Origin of the sequence: Cytobacillus sp. OWB-43, assembly GCF_034651445.1 — a bacterium.
GTDB classification, from domain to species: domain Bacteria; phylum Bacillota; class Bacilli; order Bacillales; family Cytobacillaceae; genus Cytobacillus; species Cytobacillus kochii.
Genome location: NZ_JAYEFF010000010.1, coordinates 1 through 20,906 on the forward strand (window position 1 = coordinate 1; position 20,906 = coordinate 20,906).

The 20,906-nt window shown below is 36.7% G+C and carries 19 protein-coding genes and 1 rRNA gene; 7 read left to right on the top strand and 13 right to left on the bottom strand.

Annotation, left to right across the window (positions count from 1 at the left end; genetic code table 11):
* A 16S ribosomal RNA gene (locus U9M49_RS21445) occupies positions 1-83 on the bottom strand; the annotation flags it as partial.
* A gap of 253 nt (positions 84-336) precedes the next feature.
* Positions 337-576 (bottom strand): hypothetical protein, encoded by a 240-nt coding sequence (locus U9M49_RS21450; RefSeq protein WP_095371075.1) that lies wholly within the window; start codon positions 574-576, stop codon positions 337-339.
* A 138-nt stretch (positions 577-714) separates the two neighbouring features.
* Here U9M49_RS21450 and pdaB point away from each other — a divergent pair, with 138 nt between their 5' ends.
* Positions 715-1,467: a polysaccharide deacetylase family sporulation protein PdaB gene (gene pdaB / locus U9M49_RS21455; protein WP_322910584.1), complete on the top strand. Its 753-nt coding sequence runs from the start codon at positions 715-717 to the stop codon at positions 1,465-1,467.
* Positions 1,468-1,486: 19 nt separating this feature from the next.
* Here pdaB and U9M49_RS21460 read toward each other — a convergent pair whose 3' ends face one another.
* On the bottom strand, positions 1,487-2,128 hold the full coding sequence (locus U9M49_RS21460; RefSeq protein ID WP_095371077.1) for a KinB-signaling pathway activation protein: 642 nt from the start codon (positions 2,126-2,128) through the stop codon (positions 1,487-1,489).
* A 148-nt stretch (positions 2,129-2,276) separates the two neighbouring features.
* On the opposite strand from U9M49_RS21460, the gene gerD reads away from it, so the two are divergent.
* A complete protein-coding gene (gerD, locus tag U9M49_RS21465; protein WP_307316849.1) occupies positions 2,277-2,930 on the top strand; it encodes a spore germination lipoprotein GerD in 654 nt (217 codons plus the stop codon).
* Positions 2,931-2,974: 44 nt separating this feature from the next.
* Here the strand turns inward: gerD and U9M49_RS21470 are convergent, their stop codons facing one another.
* The 7 genes from U9M49_RS21470 to U9M49_RS21500 form a co-directional block, all read right to left on the bottom strand.
* Positions 2,975-4,024 carry an Mrp/NBP35 family ATP-binding protein gene (locus tag U9M49_RS21470; RefSeq protein ID WP_095371079.1) on the bottom strand — a complete coding sequence of 350 codons (1,050 nt, stop codon included), beginning with the start codon at positions 4,022-4,024 and terminating at the stop codon, positions 2,975-2,977.
* A 186-nt stretch (positions 4,025-4,210) separates the two neighbouring features.
* Positions 4,211-4,930, bottom strand: coding sequence for an N-acetylmuramoyl-L-alanine amidase CwlD (cwlD, locus tag U9M49_RS21475; protein ID WP_095371080.1), 720 nt, complete (start codon positions 4,928-4,930; stop codon positions 4,211-4,213).
* 64 nt (positions 4,931-4,994) lie between these two features.
* On the bottom strand, positions 4,995-5,438 hold the full coding sequence (locus tag U9M49_RS21480) for a DUF2521 family protein (RefSeq protein ID WP_322910585.1): 444 nt from the start codon (positions 5,436-5,438) through the stop codon (positions 4,995-4,997).
* A 90-nt stretch (positions 5,439-5,528) separates the two neighbouring features.
* Positions 5,529-6,365: a pyrroline-5-carboxylate reductase gene (gene proC / locus U9M49_RS21485; protein ID WP_322910586.1), complete on the bottom strand. Its 837-nt coding sequence runs from the start codon at positions 6,363-6,365 to the stop codon at positions 5,529-5,531.
* A gap of 662 nt (positions 6,366-7,027) precedes the next feature.
* Positions 7,028-9,703, bottom strand: a complete 2,676-nt coding sequence (locus U9M49_RS21490; protein WP_322910587.1) for a YhgE/Pip domain-containing protein — start codon at positions 9,701-9,703, stop codon at positions 7,028-7,030.
* Positions 9,704-10,538: 835 nt separating this feature from the next.
* Complete coding sequence (locus U9M49_RS21495; RefSeq protein ID WP_095371085.1) at positions 10,539-11,726, bottom strand: DUF4317 domain-containing protein; 1,188 nt, start codon at positions 11,724-11,726, stop codon at positions 10,539-10,541.
* Positions 11,727-12,008: 282 nt separating this feature from the next.
* Entirely contained in the window at positions 12,009-12,608 is a 600-nt protein-coding gene (locus U9M49_RS21500; protein ID WP_095371086.1) for a TetR/AcrR family transcriptional regulator, read from the bottom strand.
* Between the two features lie 183 nt (positions 12,609-12,791).
* Between U9M49_RS21500 and U9M49_RS21505 the strand changes: the two genes are divergently transcribed.
* On the top strand, positions 12,792-13,529 hold the full coding sequence (locus U9M49_RS21505) for an SDR family NAD(P)-dependent oxidoreductase (RefSeq protein WP_095371087.1): 738 nt from the start codon (positions 12,792-12,794) through the stop codon (positions 13,527-13,529).
* 150 nt (positions 13,530-13,679) lie between these two features.
* Here the strand turns inward: U9M49_RS21505 and bla are convergent, their stop codons facing one another.
* Entirely contained in the window at positions 13,680-14,534 is an 855-nt protein-coding gene (gene bla, locus U9M49_RS21510; RefSeq protein ID WP_411675020.1) for a class A beta-lactamase, read from the bottom strand.
* Between the two features lie 145 nt (positions 14,535-14,679).
* Here bla and U9M49_RS21515 point away from each other — a divergent pair, with 145 nt between their 5' ends.
* The 4 genes from U9M49_RS21515 to U9M49_RS21530 all read left to right on the top strand — a co-directional run bounded on the left by U9M49_RS21515 (position 14,680) and on the right by U9M49_RS21530 (position 18,976).
* Positions 14,680-16,473: a BlaR1 family beta-lactam sensor/signal transducer gene (locus tag U9M49_RS21515; protein ID WP_322910588.1), complete on the top strand. Its 1,794-nt coding sequence runs from the start codon at positions 14,680-14,682 to the stop codon at positions 16,471-16,473.
* Positions 16,474-16,860, top strand: coding sequence for a penicillinase repressor BlaI (gene blaI / locus U9M49_RS21520; protein ID WP_095371090.1), 387 nt, complete (start codon positions 16,474-16,476; stop codon positions 16,858-16,860). It abuts the gene before it with no gap.
* Between the two features lie 113 nt (positions 16,861-16,973).
* Positions 16,974-17,996, top strand: a complete 1,023-nt coding sequence (locus U9M49_RS21525; protein WP_416337115.1) for a zinc-dependent alcohol dehydrogenase family protein — start codon at positions 16,974-16,976, stop codon at positions 17,994-17,996.
* A gap of 245 nt (positions 17,997-18,241) precedes the next feature.
* Positions 18,242-18,976, top strand: coding sequence for an SDR family NAD(P)-dependent oxidoreductase (locus U9M49_RS21530; RefSeq protein WP_095371091.1), 735 nt, complete (start codon positions 18,242-18,244; stop codon positions 18,974-18,976).
* Between the two features lie 303 nt (positions 18,977-19,279).
* Here the strand turns inward: U9M49_RS21530 and U9M49_RS21535 are convergent, their stop codons facing one another.
* Together U9M49_RS21535 and U9M49_RS21540 are read right to left on the bottom strand one after the other, a co-directional pair.
* Positions 19,280-19,756 carry a DinB family protein gene (locus U9M49_RS21535; RefSeq protein WP_322910590.1) on the bottom strand — a complete coding sequence of 159 codons (477 nt, stop codon included), beginning with the start codon at positions 19,754-19,756 and terminating at the stop codon, positions 19,280-19,282.
* 235 nt (positions 19,757-19,991) lie between these two features.
* The gene (locus U9M49_RS21540) at positions 19,992-20,732 is read right to left on the bottom strand and encodes a type II CAAX endopeptidase family protein (protein WP_322910591.1); all 741 of its coding nucleotides are present in this window, start codon (positions 20,730-20,732) and stop codon (positions 19,992-19,994) included.
* Positions 20,733-20,906: the final 174 nt, after the last annotated feature.

The following is a 20,906-nucleotide window of genomic DNA, read 5'->3' on the forward strand; positions in this document are numbered from 1 at the left end:
AAGCTCCCTCAGATTCGCTCGACTTGCATGTATTAGGCACGCCGCCAGCGTTCGTCCTGAGCCAGGATCAAACTCTCCAATAAAGTGTTTGATTAGCTCGTTTGCACCTATGGTGCTTTGTTGCTGATAAATCAGCTTTTTTCAGAATTACGCTTGACGTTTTACGTTCGTTCAGTTTTCAAAGAACAATCTCGTTCGCTTCAGAAGCGACTTTATTAATTTAACATTTAAGCTCGTTTTTGTCAACAACTTTTTTGTTTTTTTATTAAAAACTTTTTTAATAGTTGATGTCACTAACGACTGCTTTAATATAATAACACCATATCTTTTAAAACGTCAATGACTTTTTTTTATTTTTTTATTCTTTTTTTCATTTAATTTATAATGAGCATATTCATCTGCTGGAACAACCCTTTTGAATAAGCTTAAAAGTATCTCATACTTCTCTTTCATTGCAACTTTAACAACATCTGCAATTCGCTCATCTTCTAAATCGAACAATATTTCATCCATCTCTCTCTTTAATAAGTATTCAATTTCTTGTTGCTCTTTTCCATTTAGTAATAACCCGATCAACGATTGTTCCACCCTCTCTTTGACAAGCTATCACTATATTACCCATCCCCACTCATTTTATAATGATAAATTCATCATGTTTTTAATTTTTTTGCATAGATATAGGACAAGGATGTATTTGGGACGAGGTGAATAAGAATGAAGTTCTTTTATGTATTTCATGCAAAGAGATTAAAACAAATGACTTTAATTTTGGTAGCTGCATTTTTTACAGCAATGTTTATGTTTATGGAAACAACGATTCATTTACCTGTTTTTTCTACAAAAGACGCACCGAAGGCATTATATAAAGGGGAGAAAGGAGTAGCTCTCACTTTTAATATTGGTTGGGGAGATGAAAAGGCGGAGCCTATTTTAGATTTATTAAAGAAAGAAAAAGTCACTTCTGCTACATTTTTCTTATCAGGTTCATGGGCTGAGAGCCACCCTGATATTGTCGAACGTATTGCTAAATCTGGATATGAAATCGGTATACTGGGTTATAATTACGAAGACTATACAGAGCTAGAAGAAGATAAAATCAGACAAGATTTAGCTAGAGCACAAACCGCGTTTGCTAAGTTAAATATTAAGGATATTAAATATGTTAGACCACCTACTGGTCACTTTGACAAAAAGACCTTAGCAGCAGCAAAACAATTAGGCTATACAGTTGTGCATTGGAGTTTAGATTCTAAAGACTGGACAAATCCAGGTACAGATAAAATTATTCAAAAAGTACTCGAAGCTGAAAATGGAGAAATCGTATTGATGCATGCATCTGATTCAGTGAAACAAACATCCAAAGCATTGCCTTCTATCATAAATGGGTTCAAAAAGGAACAGATTGAGTTAGTTACTATTTCAGAAATGATGGCCAATGCCAATGCAACGGCAGAAGAAATTAATTAAACAACAAAAAGTCGCCTGGTTAAACAGACGACTTTTTTGCTTCCAATCTTTCTCTTTGACGGGCAGATTCTGCATTATATTTTGGTAACACGAGTAATTGATAAGCATTACAAATGATTAAAGGTAGAACCATTAACCATAACCAACTTTCTTCGTTTACTCTTAATACCGGCACCCATTCAATCGTTGTCACGACCACCATAAAAAACAACGCTGGTACAAAAGCATGTTTATTCGTAGTGGATACTTTCAAGGCCGCAATTACTACACCGGCTATTAAAACAAAACCTGCAAGTCCTAAATAAGGAAGAATACTATCTCCTGCATCCGCAAAAGCTTTATAACGGAAGTACACTAAATCAAATAGCACAAATAAAACCAACACAATTTGCACAGCATTCCATAATTGATGAGACTTAAAAATACCCAACCCAAAACGATGCACTGTTAAATATGCGAAAAATCCCATTTGACTAATAATACTAAAAATTAAACCGACACCGAATAACCAAAAAAGAACAGATAGTATTTCCAACGCATCAAAATTGGTAAATAAATGAGAAAATTCATCCCAACGCACGACAAAACCAATAACCCCTGTTGCAACGCCACCGACAAGTAATGTGGTTATAAAAAATTTGATCCAAGCACGGCTAGTCAATTCCTTTTCCCCCATAACGTTATTATCACTTAATGATTGTACCAAATCTTTACTTGAAAAATCTAGGCAATCCGCAATTTACGCATAATATTGACAGATTTTCTTCATTCTATTAGTACGGGATATTTATTTTAGGAGGCAGTTTAACATGAAAAAAAGCCTTTTTATTATTCCATTGCTCCTCATTCTAACCTTAACAGCATGTTCGCAATCAGGTAGTGAGCACATGGACTATGATCAAACAAAGAAAATGATTGTAGATATACTAAAAACGGATGACGGAAAACAAGCATTACAAGACTTAATGGCTGATGAAAAAATAAAACAACAACTAGTAATGGACCAAAATATGGTGACAGAAACAATCGAGAGTACACTGACATCTGAAAAAGGCACAGAGTTTTGGAAAAAGTCATTTGAAGACCCAGCGTTTGCTGAAACAATGGCTAAAAGCATGAAGTCAGAGAATGAGGAGTTACTCAAGGACTTAATGAAGGATCCAGATTATCAAAAAATGATGATGGACATTCTAAAGGATCCTGAAATGGAGAAAAAATTAACAGAAGTGATGAAAAGTCAAGAATTTAGGGCGCATTTGCAAACAGTCATTACTGAAACCTTTGAAAGCCCGCTCTTTAAGGCAAAATTACAGGACGTTCTTATGAAGGCAGCCGAAGAATCACAATCAGGTAAAGAAGGTAAAGAAGGTGGCGGCAGTAGTAGCGAAGGTGGTGGCGGTGAACAAGGTGGTGAAGGTGGCGGTGAAGGAGAAAGCGGCCAAGAAGGTTCTGGAGAAGAATAAAAATATAAAAAAGCATTTGGATTTAACATCCAAATGCTTTCTTATTATGCTTTTTTAATTACTTGTTGTGCAATTTCTGTATAGATTTTTCCTAAACGATGATCTGCGTCGTAAATAGATGGTGCGAAATCTTCTTCGCTCCAATCAGGCTGCTGCAGTGGTAATTGACCAATTACCTCTGTTCTTAGTTCTTCTGCAAGTTTTTCTCCGCCACCATGACCGAAGACATACTCTTTTTCACCTGTAACTTTACTTTCAAAGAAAGCCATGTTTTCAATTACGCCTAAGATTTCATGTTCAGTACGAATAGCCATCGCACCAGCACGTGCAGCAACAAAAGCTGCCGTAGGGTGAGGAGTAGTTACGATGATTTCCTTACATGATGGAAGCATTGTATGAACATCTAGCGCCACATCACCTGTTCCTGGTGGTAAATCTAATAGAAGATAATCAAGATCTCCCCACTCTACTTCATTAAAGAAGCTATTGAGCATTTTACCAAGCATTGGACCTCTCCAAATAATTGGTGCATTATCTTCTACAAAGAAGCCCATAGAAATAACCTTAACACCAAAACGTTCTACAGGAATTATGCGCTCACCTCTTACTACAGGACGCTTCATAATACCCATCATATCAGGGACACTGAACCCATAAATATCTGCATCTACTAGACCGACTTTCTTTCCTTGCCTAGCAAGAGCGACAGCCATATTGACAGATACTGTTGATTTCCCAACGCCACCTTTACCACTAGCAATAGCAATAAATTTCGTTTTACTATTCGGTGATAGTAGACCCTTATCTTCTTCAGGCATTGCTTGTCTATGTTTTTCTAGTGTTTCAGCCGGTAGTTCATTAAAACGGATACCCACGGATTCTGCACCAGCTGCTTTAATTCGATTCACAATCTCAGTTTGCAATTGCAATTGTTCAGCTGTTGCAGTCTTGGCGATCAATATTTTTACACTGACATGAGCCTTCTCCTCTTTTACTTTAATCTCTTCAATCGCTTGAAGTTCCCCGAGTGTTTTATGTAAAAAAGGTTCTTGTAAGCCCTCAATGGCTTCTCTTACTTTTTGTTCATTAATCATCTATCCTACACCCCTTTAAAATCGTTTCTTCATTAGAATAACTCTAATTGTCATTCTAACACATATTAGAATATCAGTCTTTATACAATGCCTAAAATATCTTAAAGATCTATTTGTATAAATGTTTATATTTTCCACGAAGGGATTTTTAGAAAATAAAAACACGAACAAATCTTTTGTCCGCGTTTAATCTTCAATCACAATCTCTTTCTCATTAGAGTAATGGCGCATTATGCCATTGTAAATGGAGGCTGCTATTTTATTTTGATAATCGTCGCTTTGTAGTAAGGTCCGCTCGTTCTGATTAGATAGGAAGCCTACTTCTACAAGGACACCTGGTTTTTTTGAATGATCAAGAATATAGACATTTTCTAATTCCTTCGCCCGTCTTGTCGTATTTTCTAAGTTAGCGATGAGTTCATCTTGGATAAATTTAGCCGCTCGTGCATTTCCATCTATATGAGAAGCAAAAAAGGTTTGTGCTCCTCTCCATTTAGGAGAAGGGATTGAATTCAAATGTACACTCACGTAAAAATCAGCATCACTATGGTTAATCATATTTAAGCGCTTTTTCAAATCCTCTACTTTTCGCCTACTATAGCCTTTAGTATCTTCTGCAGCTAAGTCCTTATCATCTTCGCGTGTCATCATTACCACGGCTCCTTGTTCTTGAAGGTAATCACGCAGCTTCAAAGAAACTTCTAGGGCAATATCTTTCTCTAACACATTTCCATTATCTGCTCCACCATCCGGACCGCCATGACCAGGGTCAAGAAGGATAACCTTTCCGGATAAAGGAAGATTCCAAGCGTTCCAGGAATCATCTTCAGAAAAGTCATATTGCAAAATAAAGAATAAAATAGCCAGTCCAGTTATAAAACCAATTACTTTTAATTTCTTCTTCACCGATTACCACTCCCCGCTCGTCCTCAAAATATATATATGGGACAAGGAGAATGATTAGAACGATTTAATGCAGTCTTAATTTATGCCTTTTTCGACCATTTTCAAACCCTTCCATCCACCAACTATAGATATACTGTTCACAACTGTAGAATAGGGATTCACTATAAACCCCTTCTTCATTTTGCGCCCAATATAAGAAAAAATGATACAGAGTATTCGTAAAATGCGTAAGTTCCCCTTTACATCTATGTTGAACAGTAGTAGCCGTCTCACCGCTAGTACCAAAATGACTATAATGTGCGCCTAAAAGATACGCTTCGATTGCCATATCATAGCAAGCTTCCTCTATTCCCGCATGGTTCATTAAACCTGTTAATAAACGAGATGAACCGAATAAGTGCTTGACTTGTTCTTTCAGATCCTTTACTGAGATCTCCTTTAGCACTGATTTTTCATATTTTAACTGCTTCTCTCGCCGCTTATCTTCAAATGTAGTAATAAGTGTCACTTGTTTTCACCTCTATCTCTATTCTTTAACTTCCTGTATAGAGGCATACAAAAAGCAGCGGTGATTTCCGCTGCCAATTTTTCCACTATATTAATGTGCTACTTTTTCTAACTCTTCTCTAATTTCCTTCGAACGTGCAGCAGCTTGTTGAACAGCTTCGGAAATAGCTTCTCCGCCGTGATGAGCTTTTAGTGCTTCGACACCCGAATGAGTTGTACCATTAGGTGAGGTCACTCTCTCACGTAAAACAATCGGTGCTTCGCCTTTTTCTAAAACCATTTTTGCTGCTCCATATATCGTTTGAGCAATAATTTTCCGTGCTTTTTTGGCCTCTAATCCTTGTTCTACACCCACCTTCTCCATCTCTTCCATTAGATAGTAGAAGTAGGCAGGGCCACTTCCTGCAAGACCTGTGAAAACATCCATCTGCTCTTCTTCAATGATAAATACTTCTCCCATACAAGCAAGTAAATCTTTCACATCTCTCTCATGTCGCTTCTGTGTATAAGAACCGAGAGACATCGCTGTAGCCGATTCTTGAATCATGCTAGATGTATTTGGCATCACCCGAATAACTTGCTGCTCATCATTTAGCTTCTCTTCCATATATGAAGTAGAAATACCTGCTAATACAGAAACAACCACTTGATCAGGTCTGATTTTATCTTTTAAGAAAGCAAGGGCTTCTTCTGCGCCATAAGGTTTCATTGCCATAATAAAATAATCAACTTCTTCATACGGTAGATCCTTTTGTAGCATCGTATGAACACCGTATCTATCCTTTATTTCTGTCAACCGATCCCCATTGAATTTATTCGTTACATAAATTTGCTGTGCTGGTACCTTCTCCGCATGAATCATTCCTGAAATCATTGATTCCGCCATTGAACCTGCACCAAAAAAAGCTACTGTCTTATTCTCTAACATTTACACAAACACTCCTTAAAAGTTGTGTCTTCGTTTCCGTACCTTTTTCAACGTTATCTATCTTAACATGTCACTATTTAGAATCAAGGGTTAACGATTAAGTCATAAGCATATGAGCGAGATAGTGAAAGAAAGCGTTACCATTCAATTCCTGATGTCCTCTAACCTCGCTCAACGGTCTGTATGCAGGCTCAATCTTGAATATCGTGTTTTCATCTTTGTTGTAAAGTAAGGACAACCATCTGCACATACTTCAATAGTAGCTTCATGTTAAATTATTCTTTTATTCTGGGACACAAAGCAACAAATAATGGAAAAGACGAAGTAAAACGGATGAGGAGAACTATTCAGATTTTATGACGATGATAGGTATGAGCCACATCAACCGAAAAGAACTGCTAAACATTTACGCTTCCACTAAGGAACGTCACAAATCTGTTTTGCGCTACTTATCCCTTTGCTTTCCCTTGTAACTATGTACCACTTCACATTTTCAAACAGAGCGACTTGCCTAATTACCAACCTCGTAAAAAGATCTGCCCCCACTCCCTTTAAATTATCGCCACCAACAATCACTGTTCTGTAAATTAAATCACCGAAAAAATTTGATGTACATCATCAAAAAAAGCTTTTCGCCACGATAAGTGACAAAAAGCTCTATATTAATCAACTAATCGACTAGAACGAGATTTCTCCGCTGTCTTCTTTAACCAAGGCGTTAATGGTTTTTTTAGTACAAGCCCTAAGATTAAAGAGGCTACGAAAAAGAGAAATAAGTATAGAAAACTCATCCAGACGACATGAGGGACAATGCCTCCAACTGCTTCTCTCAGAATATTAATCGCATGTGTAAATGGTAAGAATGGATTAATCGCTTGGAAAAATGCTGGTGCAACTTGAATCGGGAAAGTACCGCCTGCACCTGATAACTGCAATACCATGAGTATAATCGCTAACGCCTTACCAATATTGCCAAAGATTGAGACAATCGTATAGACCATTGTCATAAACATCATCGCAATAATGACAGTAAATATCACAAACCAAACCGGATTTGCTGCGTAAGTTCCAAGAATCAGAAGATCACCAACACTAACAATTAACCCTTGTAGAAAGCCAACGATTAAAAATAGGACAAGCCTGCCAAGGTAAACATGACGAATAGAATACTCCTCTTTCATATCTTTTGGGTGGACATCTGTTTTTAATAAGTTCGCTAATAACAGTGCACCTACCCATAAACATAACACAGTATAAAAGGGTGTATTCGCTGAACCGTAATTTGGGATTGGATATAATTGATCCTCAACAAGCTTTACCGGCTCTTTAAAGAATTCACTTTCTTTTTGAATATCATTTTTTAATAACGCAATGATTTCTCCCAAATCATTATTTGCCTTAAAATCTCGAATATCATCGGCTGCTTTATGGACCGAATCTTCAAGCGCAGGAAGATTCCCTTGAATGAACGCGGTAACTTCAGAAAGTCCTTTTTCCACCTCAGGAAGGTTTTCATTCACTAAGCCCGCTATTCGCGAGAATTCTGACTCAATTTTAGGGAGGTCATTACGGACAAAGTTACTTGCTTGATGAACTTTTTCTTCCACACCTGGAAGGTCATTTCGTATAAAGTCGCTTGCCTTATGAACGGCATCAACTGCTTTCGGTAAATCCGTCTCAATCTTGGCAACAATCTCACCTATGCTCTCCTCGATTGCCGGTAAGTCAGCAATGATTTGATTGAGCTGTGCTTCACCTGTCTCAGCAATTCCTTCTGCATTTGTTAGCACTTCTTCTATATTAGGCATTTCTTGTTGAATTTTCTCTAAATCGCCCGCAGCTTTTTGTGCTGTATCATTCAATTGTTGCATGGCATTTAAGATCTCTTGCTTTCCACCATTGTTCATAAAACCAACAAGTCTTCCCGCTTGAGCAGCGGTATCTTGAGCCTGTTTCCTAAGTACTTGGATTTGCTCTTTTGATAACTCACCTGAGCCCGCTTGCGCTAGGGAATCATTAAGTGCTGTTAACTGCTGTGATAATTGTGTTAATGAATCAATCACCGTTGTAAATTGACCGTTTTGATTTAACGCCGTAAACATATCAATCGCATGATTAACTGATGTAATATTTGTTTGCAATTGTTGCTGTAAATCTTTAATCGATTGATTGACCGAATTGTTCATTTGGTCATTTTCGAGTTGTTTAAGTACTTGGTCAATGGAATTGGCCGTATTTTCAATGATAACTGCATTTTGAGTAATAACATCTAATATGGGCTCAATTGCCCCTTCATTTGCTGATAAAAAGCTATTTAGACTTTTAACATATTCTTCAGCATCAGCTGCCATTTGATTGGCTTTCGGTAAAGCTTCCTGCACACGCTCAATCACCTCTTGCGCTGTTTGAACACCTTTTAACGCTCGATTTAACTGATCTGATACTTCTCCAAACTGCTGACTTGCTTCTGTTAATCGCTCTGCTGCCTCTTCAATTTCTGGTAACCGCTCTTCTAATGTCAATACTTGATCACCTAATTGATTGATGAGCGGAAGCTTTTCTTCTAATGTGAGTATGTGCTGTGCTCCTTGATTTAATTCAGGAAATTTCTCTTCCAGGGCAATTACTTTTGTGATTGTTTCCTTCATCTCTGGCCAGTCTTCATTTAACGTGACAATCTTTTCACCTAGTTCATTTAACTCCGGAAAACGTTCTTCTAATGCAAATATATTATTCTCCACTTTAAGAATGGTCGGTAGTTCTTCCTCTAACTTAATACCGATATTGTTAAATTCCGTGAATAGGGCTTTTGATGCTTCGGCTAAGAAATTCTCACTAATCTGTTCAACTAATGCGGAAGCGCCTGCAGATGTCATCTTTGGTGCAATCGCATTTAATTTTTCATTTACCTCATACCTGACTTCCGGTGCCTCTGGTTCACCATCCACCACACTTGTTAATTGTTTCGAAAAATCCTCGTCAATATAGACCGCAGCATAATAATCTCCATCTCTTACTCCTTCTTCAGCTACCTGCCTATTCACAAAGGTCCAACCCATTTGATCATTATCTTTTAATTGATCAACGAGCTCTTGCCCTATATTCATTTCTTTCCCTTCAAGCTCTGTGCCACTATCTTCATTGACAATTGCTACCTTAATTTGACTCGTCTCGCTATATGGATCCCACGATGCAGCAATATTAAACCATGCATACAATGACGGCAAAAAGGCTAAACCGATTAGTAGTAACGCAACTAACGGTACCCTGCGTAAATTCCTAAAATCCTGCCTGACAATGCTGAAAATCTGCTTCAATCTTCCACCTTCCTTATTCATGATGGGCCTTCTAATAACAGAAAACCCCAATTCAATACCTATAAGAATACAACATCCTTTTGGAAGTTTCCATTTAAAAGTCACTGGAAATTTTAAATTACAAATTAATGGTTGCTTATCGAGAAGACGTCGCTTTAAAAAGGGGCAATAATTGGTACATTGTAAACATTTTAAAAGCATATAAAGACTTTTTATCAACGCCAGATGAAAGCATATGGCATTTAAGAAACCACATCATTTACTGTTAGGTTTAAATAAAGCTCCTAACAAGTTAATGATACGATTGAAATTGGATTTAAAAAATAGAGAGTTGGGTTCCTTTTTGTAAATGTCACATCAATCAGTGGTTGGGATAATGATATCAGATGCATCCGAATGATTAGGGTTCTTTACCTTCTATTAGTTTGGATTATTTTATATGGTTTTTATACTCATTTTAAAAGAATAGTGGAATGAACCCTATTAATAAGTAGATATTATCCAATGTTGCATGTTGAGCAGTAAAATATACACAAGTCGTACCCTTGCCCTATAAACATCACTTGCTTTGGACTCTGTTAAGCCACGGAATCCTTCGGCTCATATTTTAAAAAATATATTCAAGGAATAAAGTAAAAGTGGAACTGAATGGACTATATCTATCTAATCGCATATTCGAAAAGTATGCCAATGTAATACAGGCATTTTGGGGAATCTATTTAAAATGAGGAGGGTGGATAGGTCATATCTCGTGTCAATTTACCGGTAAATCACGCTTAACCGCCTTATATTTGGGCTAAGGCGGCTAATTTTTATATCCCATTCTTATTAAATACTTATTGGGATAAATCTTTCTTTATTCTTCATCTTTTACTTTATTAAATATTGCTTCTGGAATCATTTCAAAGCCTTCAATCACTGTGTTCTCTTCCACTTCAATCATTAGACAAAGCTTACCATCCACATGCATTTGACGGACATAGCGCAAATCCTGCGGACAAACAGAAATATCTGCTACTTTTGTTTTGATTTTAATTGACTTAGACGTATACTTTGGCACAATACTGGTTGCTTTCAGCTCATAATTTTCATCGTCAATTACCTTTTTGAAAGCTGATTCTACCTTTTGGCGATCGACATCCTGCACACCGCTAGTTGTTAGAACCTTCTCCACATCGCGATAGTCCAGTTTCGGGGCATCAGGCTCTTCATTCTCTTCCACCACTCGTTGGATTTCATCGAATACATTGGCAAGTATCGACGTATTAATCTGGTTGCCTGCAACATCCTTTACAATTTCCTCAAACACAATCTTATCGTCTTGTGCTGTCATAGCTTCTTCAGCATTTAATACTTCTTCAATGAAATGATAATCCAGCTCATATGCCTTTCCTGCTGAATAGAGTACATGATTCACATCTGCAGCATGATCAGTAAAGCTAGGAAATAGAAATCCGCCAACTGGTACTTTCAAATTGATAACAGGATCAACGACAAAGTGATACTTGAATTCTTTCTCCACATAGTCAAACAGTAGCTCTTTTTTGGGATCTATCGTCTTGTTGATACTGCATAAGATAAAAGGATTGGCATAAACCGCATCTCGGCTGCTTTCTTCGGTCTCTTCGTTACTCCGTTTCGTAGGCTTTAAATATTCACCATGTATAAACGTAACGACAATATCCATTTCGTACTGTTTATCCTTCAACATCTTTTCCACAAGATCCAACATATGCCCTTTCCATTCATCCGTATCATTCGTAAGTATCGCTTGATGAAGTATCAGTTGGCTACTATTCTCTATATTTCGCTGGAATTTCAATTCAAACAACTTCTGATCCAACTGGCCTGTCAGTACTTTTTTGAAGTTGGTTAAGAAAAGTTCCTGCTGTTCTTGTTCAAGCATTTCAAATGGCGTGCTTTGATGGTGATAAACTTCACTAGATTCTTTCATTATATAAACATTAAAAATATCTTTAATCTTTAATAAATCATTATTCATCTTAAATTGTTTTTTAAAGTCAGCTATATCTTTTTTATTCAAAAATGGATTCTCCCTTAATTCATTATGCAAACCATGGATCAATCAACTGAATTTTATCTTTTCATTTTAACATAATTAAATGGGCTAATGGATGACTTAACTCCATAGATTGTTTCCAAACGAATATCAATTAAAATTAGTTTGTGAAAATGTGCACAAGCGGTTATACTAGAACTATAACCCGATTGTGAATCATTGAACATGATGAAGAATTAAAAAGTGGTCCATGAGGAAAATAGTCCGAACAAGCTTGTAATAGCGGAGCCTACTTTTTTGCCACTTTTAATGTTTATCTATATATTTGACCGAAGCCATATGCGCCTGAGATAGTATGATAATTTCTTTAATCAATTCTTCTTTTGATATCTGGAAGCCTGTATTAATCCAATTGGCTAATAAACCGTAAAATCCATATGCTGTGTATCGCTTAAAGTAATCCATATTAACCGGGAGATCATTAATTGTTTTAAATTCAAACTTCTCCTGATATATCGTAAGTATTGTTTGTGGAAACCTCGTATGCAGTTCGGGAATGGTGTCGACATAATTGATTAAATCATAAAATTCCCGATTGTTATAAATGGATGAGATAATATGAAAATACCTATTATCCAATAGGTTTGTACTAACCTCTCTCTTAAGTTTAAACGGCCTTTCAAAAGATTCTTCTAACGCCGCTAGATTGGTGGACAAGAGGTCATCGGCTAATTCAAATTTATCTTTATAGTGAACATAGAACGTACTTCGATTATACTTTGCATACTGCACGATATCTTTGACAGAAACAGAATGGAAGCCCTTTTCTTTCGTTAAGGCAATCAGAGCCTGTTGAAGGTGCATCTTCGTCCGATCTCTTCTTGGGGTAGACCAATTGTTTTGCATTCGCTCCTTCTCCTTATGCAACAAAATTTTGCTGGTTTATAGACAATTATACCTAATATGTCTAATGAATACACAATTACAATTTTATTGCTGATTGAACCTATCTATCATCGTATTATAATTTATTTGTAAACACTTTCAATTAAGTGTATTGACACATTCATTATAATAGGGGGAAGAAACATGAGCAAACTACAAGATAAAGTAGCTGTTATTACTGGGGGAGTATCTGGTATTGGTGCTGCAACTGCAAAATTATTTGCTTCAGAAGGGGCAAAATTAGTCCTTGTTGATATGAACGAAGAAAAAGGTGCTAGTTTTGAAGCTGAATTAAAATCACAAGGTGCAGAAGCGGTTTTCCTTAAAGCTGATGTAACAAGTGAAGTAGAAGTTAAAAATATCTTTACTACAGCATTAGATACTTTCGGTAAAGTAGATATTTTATTTAATAATGCGGGAATTGGCGCAGTAAAACCAACTGAAGAGCTAAGCTATGCAGAGTGGAGAAAAACAGTAGAAGTGGACTTAGATGGGGTATTCTTAGTTGCCCAAGCTGCTATTAAAGAATTCTTAAAAACAGGAAGCGGTGTTATTGTCAATACAGCTTCTATGTATGGTTGGGTTGGCTCACCTGGAAGTGCGGCATATAACGCTGCCAAAGCAGGTGTCGTGAACTTAACTCGTTCGCTTGGCTTAGAGTATGCAGCACGCAATATCCGTGTAAATGCGCTTTGCCCAGGATTTATCGATACACCAATTCTTGGAGAAGCAGATAGACAAGGTTTAACTGCTGCTACACCAATGAATCGTTTAGGTAAACCAGAAGAAATGGCAAAAGCAGTATTATTTATGGCTAGCGATGATTCTTCTTTCATGACTGGTAACAGCCTAATCATTGATGGTGGATACACAGCACAATAATTACAAATTAAGTAAGAAACCCATTTTGACTTATGGTCAGAATGGGTTCTTTTAAGATGATGCAGCATATTTTAAGCAGTCATCTACTTTAACAGCTATGAACAATCAATTTTACCTAGGCTTGTTTATTCCCAATAACATTTTTTTATCTCAATTTGCTTGAGTCAATGTTTCAAGCACAATCTCGGTTGCTTCTCCAATCAATTGATCATCATATTCGGCTTCTTTTTCCTGCTTATTCGACAATATGGCAATCACAATTGGTTCATCATTAGGCGGCCATACAATCGCGATATCATTTCTTGTACCATAAGATGCGGCACCACTTTTATCACCAACGATCCAATCTGTTGGTACTCCTGATTTAATTAAGGTATCGCCAGTTGTATTTCCTTTGAACCACTCCTGAAAAATTTCTCTTTTTTCTTCCGATAATTCATCCGTTAATCCAACTATTCTTAAATTTGTTGCCAATGCTTTAGGTGTACTAGTATCTCTCGTATCCCCAGGAGTGGCTTCATTTAATTCTGTCTCCAACCGGTCCATCTCTGTCACATCATCACCGATCGCTCTTAGTGCTTCCTCAAGCTGATCTGGTCCACCTAATTCTGCAAACAATAAATTTCCCGCTGTATTATCGCTATACTGCATAGCTGCTTTCGCAATCTCCCTTAATGTCATTCCTTCATCGACATATTTTTCTGTAATCGGTGAATAGGTAACAAGGTCTTCTTTTGTGTACATTCTTTTTTCATCTAAGATTGATATCGGGTTTTCCTTTAATAAAACCGCCCCCGCTAACGCCTTAAATGTCGAGGCATACGCAAACCGTTCGTCTTCTTGATAGGCAACCGTTTCTTCATTACCTGTATCAATAGCGTATACACCTAATTTAGCACCATACTTTTCTTCTAACTGAGCAAACTTGCCAGACGACACATCCTCTGCCTTCACTTCCCCACCATTCACTTCATTTTCTTTAGAACAACCGACGAGTAATAACATAGCAACAAATAAACCAACAATCATTTTTTTCATCCAAAAACCACTCCCTAAAATTTAATACCAGATTACATTTGTAGTCTGATTACATCTGTAGTACAATATTACATATGTAATCCTAATTGTCAAATTTTTTTTAAAAAAGGAGGTGGGCGAGATCTTTATAAGTTTCTTTCTCAACGGGTTGATCATTTCCACTTTTTCAATCCTTACCATCCTACTTATACGTAATTGGATGAAAAACCAAATAAAAGCACAATCACTTAACCACTTGTGGATAATGCTTTTCCTAACACTGCTCATTCCTTTATGCCCTATACCATTACCTTCTTTGTTTTCCGCACAACCGCAAATTCCGGAATTACAAAAGGAAGGTACAACAGTGGCAATTGAAGAAAACCAAGGTGTAATGACAAACGAATTCATTAAAGATTTCTCTGTTTCGGTTCAAAGGATTGATTTCTCTTTCTTAAATGTACCGCTCATGATTCTATGGCTACTCGGTGTGTTTGTGTTACTATCTTTACTTTTGATTAGCTTTTTCGCACTTAAAAGGTTGAAGGCCCAAACACAACCAGTTGAAGACCCAAATATTAAGGCTCTTTTTCTATCATGTAAAAAAAGACTAGGGATTAAAAGAACTATCGACGTCCGCTATTCAACCGAGACTCACTCACCACTCATTTTTGGCCTTTTTCATAGTGTCGTTGTCATCCCAAAAAAAGAGCAAAGCTGGTTAACCATGACGGACTATGAAAATATCTTTCTACATGAGTTAAGTCATTATAAAAATAAAGATTTACTTACAAACTATGTGATGATTTTCTTCCAGGTCATTTACTGGTTCAACCCGCTCATCTGGATTGCCTCAAAAAGAATGAAAGCCGATAGAGAAATGGCTTGTGATGAGGCAGTTTTACAGTTACTCTACCATGACAAAGCTGTCGTTCGTTATGGGCATACAATGATTAATTTCGCATCTACTATGCAAAGGAAGCTGCCACTAACCGCAGAATTCACAAGTGGCAAACGACAAATGAAAGAACGAATCGAGCGTATTGCTGCTTTTCGTACAAAAAAAGCATACTCATTTAAAAAAACAGTATGCTTCTATACTTTAACTCTCTTTATCTTAATTGCTCAGCTACCTTTCGTATCTGCACTCGAAATCGGAGCAGAAGAGACATATGACTTTCAAAACGAGAGCATCATTGAGCGAAATCTCTCACCTTTCTTTCAAGGGTTTGAAGGAAGTTTCATCCTTTATGATGAAGCGAAAAATCAATACGTCATTCATAACCGCGAGAATGGCATGAAGCGGATCTCACCTGATTCTACTTATAAAATCTATAGTGCTTTATTTGCATTAGATGCAGGGTACATTATGGAGGAAGCTTCCACCCTTTCATGGGATGGCAGAAACCAACCTTTTGCGGCTTGGAATCAAGATCACAACTTAACTTCTGCTCTACAAAACTCAGTTAATTGGTATTTCCAACGCTTAGATACGATGGCTGGTGAGGAAGCGTTACAAACAAATCTTCAACGTATACATTATGGCAACACCGATACTTCAGGAGGCGTAAAAGACTTTTGGAATGAATCATCCTTGAAGATTTCACCAGTTGAACAAGTCGAGCTCTTGCAATCTTTTTATCATCATCAATTAGGATTTAAAAAGGAGCATACAGCCAAGGTGCAAGATGCACTATTAATTGAAAGCCACACAGGTTACCGCTTATATGGAAAAACAGGCACAGGAACCATTAATGGTATAAACAAAAACGGTTGGTTTATAGGTTACATCGAAACAAAGCAAACTACCTACTTCTTTGCCACAAATATTCAAGACGAAGGAGAACCAGATGGGCAAAAGGCAATACAAATCACGAGAAATATTTTGAAAGAATTAGGGATTTACGAAAGCAAGGAGGCACAATAAATGGGGGAAACATTACCGAATATCTCAGAATCCGAATGGGCCATCATGAATGTCCTTTGGGATCACTCACCACGAACAGCTAACGATATCATCCAATCTTTACAAAAAAATACTGATTGGAAACCAAAGACCATCAGAACATTGCTCGACCGTCTCGTCCAAAAGTCAGTCGTAGCTGTCGACAAGAGCCAGAAAGTGTACACCTTTTCCCCACTCTACTCCCAAGAAGAGTGCCAAAAGGCAGAAACACAATCATTCATCCAACGCATCTACGGCGGCACACTCAAATCCATGCTCGTCCACTTTATCCAAGACGATAAATTATCAGACAAAGACATCAAAGAACTGCGTTCGATATTGAATGAGAAACCTGAAGGGAAGGAATAGGGAAGTATGAAGACACTAGAAACGCGTCCTACAATTTTGGGGTTTCTGGTGTCTTTTATTTTCAAATACACCATGATAATAAAAGGGTCTGAATGATTATTAGCGCCATAGCAATGTTGAGATTATGGAAAAGGAGAATTACTGTTTTGGAAGCAAAGTGTATTAAGTTCTATGAATTTGGTAATCCCGAAGACGTACTAAAAATTGAATATAAAAGTATCCACACTCCTAAGGATAATGAAGTGCTTGTACGTATGATAGCAAGACCAATGAACCCTTCTGATTTAATTCCCATTAAAGGTGCATATTCTCACCGTATTCCGTTACCTAATATTCCTGGTTATGAGGGCGTAGGTATTGTAGAAGAGGTTGGTCCATTAGTATCTCAAAACCTTATTGGTAAGCGTGTCTTACCTTTACGAGGTGAAGGTACTTGGCAAGAGTTTGTGAAAACAACAGCAGACTTTACCGTGCCGATACCGGATTCTATTGATGACTTTACAGCTGCTCAGATGTATATAAACCCAATAACAGCCTGGGTGATATGTGTGGAAGAATTAAAATTAAGGCCAAATGATGTCTTATTGGTAAACGCATGTGGTTCTTCGATTGGGCATATTTTTGCTCAATTATCTAAAGTAATAGGCTTCCGATTAATAGCTGTAACAAGAAATGAGAAATACTCAAAAGATTTACTAAGACTCGGTGCTTCTTATGTTATAAACACCTCTGTCAGCCCATTGCATGAAACAGTGATGGAATTAACCAATGGACTCGGGGCCAAAGCAGCCATTGATTCAATAGGAGGTCCTGCAGGCACTAATTTAGCATTTAGCGTTCACCCAACTGGAACCTTTTTAACTATAGGACTATTATCAGGAATTCAAGTAGACTGGGCACAAATCATAAATAAGGCAAAAGTAAACGCCAAAATATTTCATTTACGACATTGGAATAATAGAGTTTCGATAAGTACTTGGCAAGAAACATTTAATCACCTGATAGCCTTAATCACTAATAAAAAGTTAAAACTCCAGAATGCAGATGCTCAATTCGACTTGATAAAAGTAAAAGAAGCAGTCAATTTTGTAGAGTCTTATCGAAATCGTAAAGGAAAGGTTTTTCTAATCAACTGATAAGTATTGAATCTAAAAAAGGGTCGAATGAACAACAACGTTCATTCGACTCTTTTCATTATGACAATGCACTTGAAGGACTACTTGTATTTTTTATTATTTCTCATATGTTGAATAAGACCCAATATAATCAATACGACAAAGCCACTAATAGATACCAATAAATTGACCTAAAAAGAAGGAAATAGTTATTTGGATAAATAATACTGTCTAGAGTAACCATGTAAAGAGAGGGGCTATAATAAGTGCTTAAAACTAAGAAAGTAATCGTAACAGGAGCGGCTTCTGGAATAGGGAAAGAAATTGTTAAACAATGCTTACATGAGGGAGTTTCAGTAATTGCATGCGATATTAATGAACATTCTTTATATGAATTAAAAGAATCCATGGCTAATCACTATGTTCTACATACATATCAGTTAGATGTAAGTAACTATGAAGAGGTCGCTAAATTCTTTGAACATGTTGAAGAAGCACATACAGATGTAGATGGATTAGTAAATAATGCAGGGGTGTATTTGGCGAAAAACATACTGGATTATCAAGTAGATGAAATGGATAAAGTCTTGGATATAAACGTTAAAGGGTTTATTTATTTCTCACAAATGTTCGGTAAAAAGTTGCTTCAAAGCAAGCGCCCGGGAGTTATTGTTAATATGTCTTCCGTATCTGGAATGGAAGGCAGTTCAGATGCAATTTATGGGTTATCAAAAGCTGCTATATTAGGTTTAACTAAAAGCTGTGCATTAAATTTCTCACCATATATCCGAGTAAATGCTGTTGCTCCTACTATGGTTACTACTCCAATGATGGATACGATTCCTGATTGGAGAAAAGAGAATTATCTAAAACAGCAACTCATTCATACACCTGTCCTCCCTGTAGATGTGGCTGATACTGTTGTCTTCTTATTATCAGATAGAGCAAAGCATTATACGGGGGCAACTTTCGATATAAATAATGGTGGATATCTAAGGTAGTTACACTTCTTGATGAGAAATGCGTTTGTTAAAGAAGGTCCTATCGTCATGTTTGTAATTTTCTCTATGAACTAATAGTAACTTCATAGAGCCTCTTTTGTCTGACTGAATTGCTCAACCCCGTTTGTGAAGGAAAAAGTTTATCTCACCAAGCATGAAACAACTTTTGGCTTTACTACATTTTTTACAGCGTTTATTTTCCACAAAAAAACAAAGGGGCTGCATAAGCTACCTCTTTGTTTCCACTTGATGCCGACTTTCTTAGGAAGAGCCTTTCCTTCTACACCAGTTTCCTTTAAGGGTTTATATCGCTTCATGCAAATATAAACATTTTTTTATGTCATTTATAGCTTGCAAATGTATTCCCTCGTGAAAGATGGTCCGAATTAACACTTGTTCAATCGTTCGCATCCCCATTTCAGTGGGAGAAAATAATTCTTCTAAACGATGTCCATAGCTCTCCTTCAACCTCTTAGGTTGTTCCTCCAACAATTTTTTTAGTTCGATATAAGAAGGTGTCTCCATAGAAAAATTATCCGGTGTTGTACCATATCCAAACCATTTTCGGAAAGATTCTGGAGCCTCCGTTTTCTCCTTTGTTAAAGTCTCAATCCATAAATACTGATCTAGATATACGTGTCCCATATTCCATCTAATATTATTATTAAAATGGTTGGGTACAATCTCAGCTGCCTCTGCACTTACCCCACTTATACTATCCAATAAATCTTGTCGATAAGCTTCTAACTGATTAAAAAGTACCAATTGACCTTCTTTCATGACTCTTCTCCTTTTTGTGTATTATTTAATATAATTAGTTCGGCATTTAATATATTTTTCCTCCTAAAACTAACTTGACATTAAAAAAAGGAAACATAGGGCGATTCCTTTTATCATTCAAGTGAGAAAATGAATATTGAATCCTGTTACGTTTCCCCTTTGTTTCATCTAACACCTACTCCAAATTTTTTAGTTACAAGCTGCCATAACAGTAATTAGGGGTAACATCCCTCACTCATTTCGCAACAGCATGACCTTGATCACCTAATTTAGCAAGATAATCAATTAAGAAGTGTAAAATAATTAGTGGAATAATTGATCCTAAAACAATATATAGGCAAGAAAATAAAAAACCTATAATAGTAGTTCTTACAACTCCTACCCAAACCCCTTGATAGGTATGTGCTAATCCAAATATAAAAGATGCGGCAATAATGACTCCCCATATTGATAAATCAGGAAATAAATAGGATAGTGCAAAAATTAAGAAACCTCTATAAAGAACTTCTTCGGTTATCCCCGCACTCAATGATACAAAATTCCACACTTTTTTCTCTTTATCATTAACTGGCAATATCGGAGTAAACTCATAATTCTCCATTTCCCCCGCTTTTTTTATGGATAGTTCACGCCTAATCTTAGAACTTAAATAATAACCAATTATATAGTACAAAACTAAACAAAGATAAAATACTCCTAAGGTTAAAATGATGTAACTGAAAACAGTACCTAAAACAGAAGTATTAAGTTTCAGTGATGTGAATCCTATTTGCCCTAAAGACAGTTCTGTCAGTAAAACCAGGCCAAGCATGAAAATGATGGGTATCCATAATCCATATATTATTTTGTAGTAGTACTTTAATCTTGCATGCTCTTTTATCCGTACATCCTTTTTAAATTTCTGAAAGTCTAAGTATCCAACAATCGGATCATAAAGCAATAAGGTAATTAAAATAAGCCAAAATCCAATTTCCATAATTTATCCTCCTTGATAGATTGTGAATTAATATTAACAACTCACGTTACGTGAGATACAAGAGGAAATTTAATATTAGGTAAATGAATTGTACTTAGATTGGATGATTTAAAAATGACATTAATACCCTCCTTGCTCCTCCCCTGTTGTTACATGCTCTTGCAAGATTGCACA

What these genes read in the sequence shown, in the direction of transcription:
- pdaB (WP_322910584.1), top strand. Translation starts at nt 715, where the DNA reads ATGAAGTTCTTTTATGTATTTCATGCAAAGAGATTAAAACAAATGACT.
- gerD (WP_307316849.1), top strand. Translation starts at nt 2,277, where the DNA reads ATGAAAAAAAGCCTTTTTATTATTCCATTGCTCCTCATTCTAACCTTA.
- U9M49_RS21470 (WP_095371079.1), bottom strand. Translation starts at nt 4,024, where the DNA reads ATGATTAATGAACAAAAAGTAAGAGAAGCCATTGAGGGCTTACAAGAA.
- proC (WP_322910586.1), bottom strand. Translation starts at nt 6,365, where the DNA reads ATGTTAGAGAATAAGACAGTAGCTTTTTTTGGTGCAGGTTCAATGGCG.
- U9M49_RS21490 (WP_322910587.1), bottom strand. Translation starts at nt 9,703, where the DNA reads ATGAATAAGGAAGGTGGAAGATTGAAGCAGATTTTCAGCATTGTCAGG.
- U9M49_RS21500 (WP_095371086.1), bottom strand. Translation starts at nt 12,608, where the DNA reads ATGCAAAACAATTGGTCTACCCCAAGAAGAGATCGGACGAAGATGCAC.
- U9M49_RS21505 (WP_095371087.1), top strand. Translation starts at nt 12,792, where the DNA reads ATGAGCAAACTACAAGATAAAGTAGCTGTTATTACTGGGGGAGTATCT.
- bla (WP_411675020.1), bottom strand. Translation starts at nt 14,534, where the DNA reads ATGTTATTACTCGTCGGTTGTTCTAAAGAAAATGAAGTGAATGGTGGG.
- blaI (WP_095371090.1), top strand. Translation starts at nt 16,474, where the DNA reads ATGGGGGAAACATTACCGAATATCTCAGAATCCGAATGGGCCATCATG.
- U9M49_RS21525 (WP_416337115.1), top strand. Translation starts at nt 16,974, where the DNA reads ATGTTGAGATTATGGAAAAGGAGAATTACTGTTTTGGAAGCAAAGTGT.
- U9M49_RS21535 (WP_322910590.1), bottom strand. Translation starts at nt 19,756, where the DNA reads ATGAAAGAAGGTCAATTGGTACTTTTTAATCAGTTAGAAGCTTATCGA.
- U9M49_RS21540 (WP_322910591.1), bottom strand. Translation starts at nt 20,732, where the DNA reads ATGGAAATTGGATTTTGGCTTATTTTAATTACCTTATTGCTTTATGAT.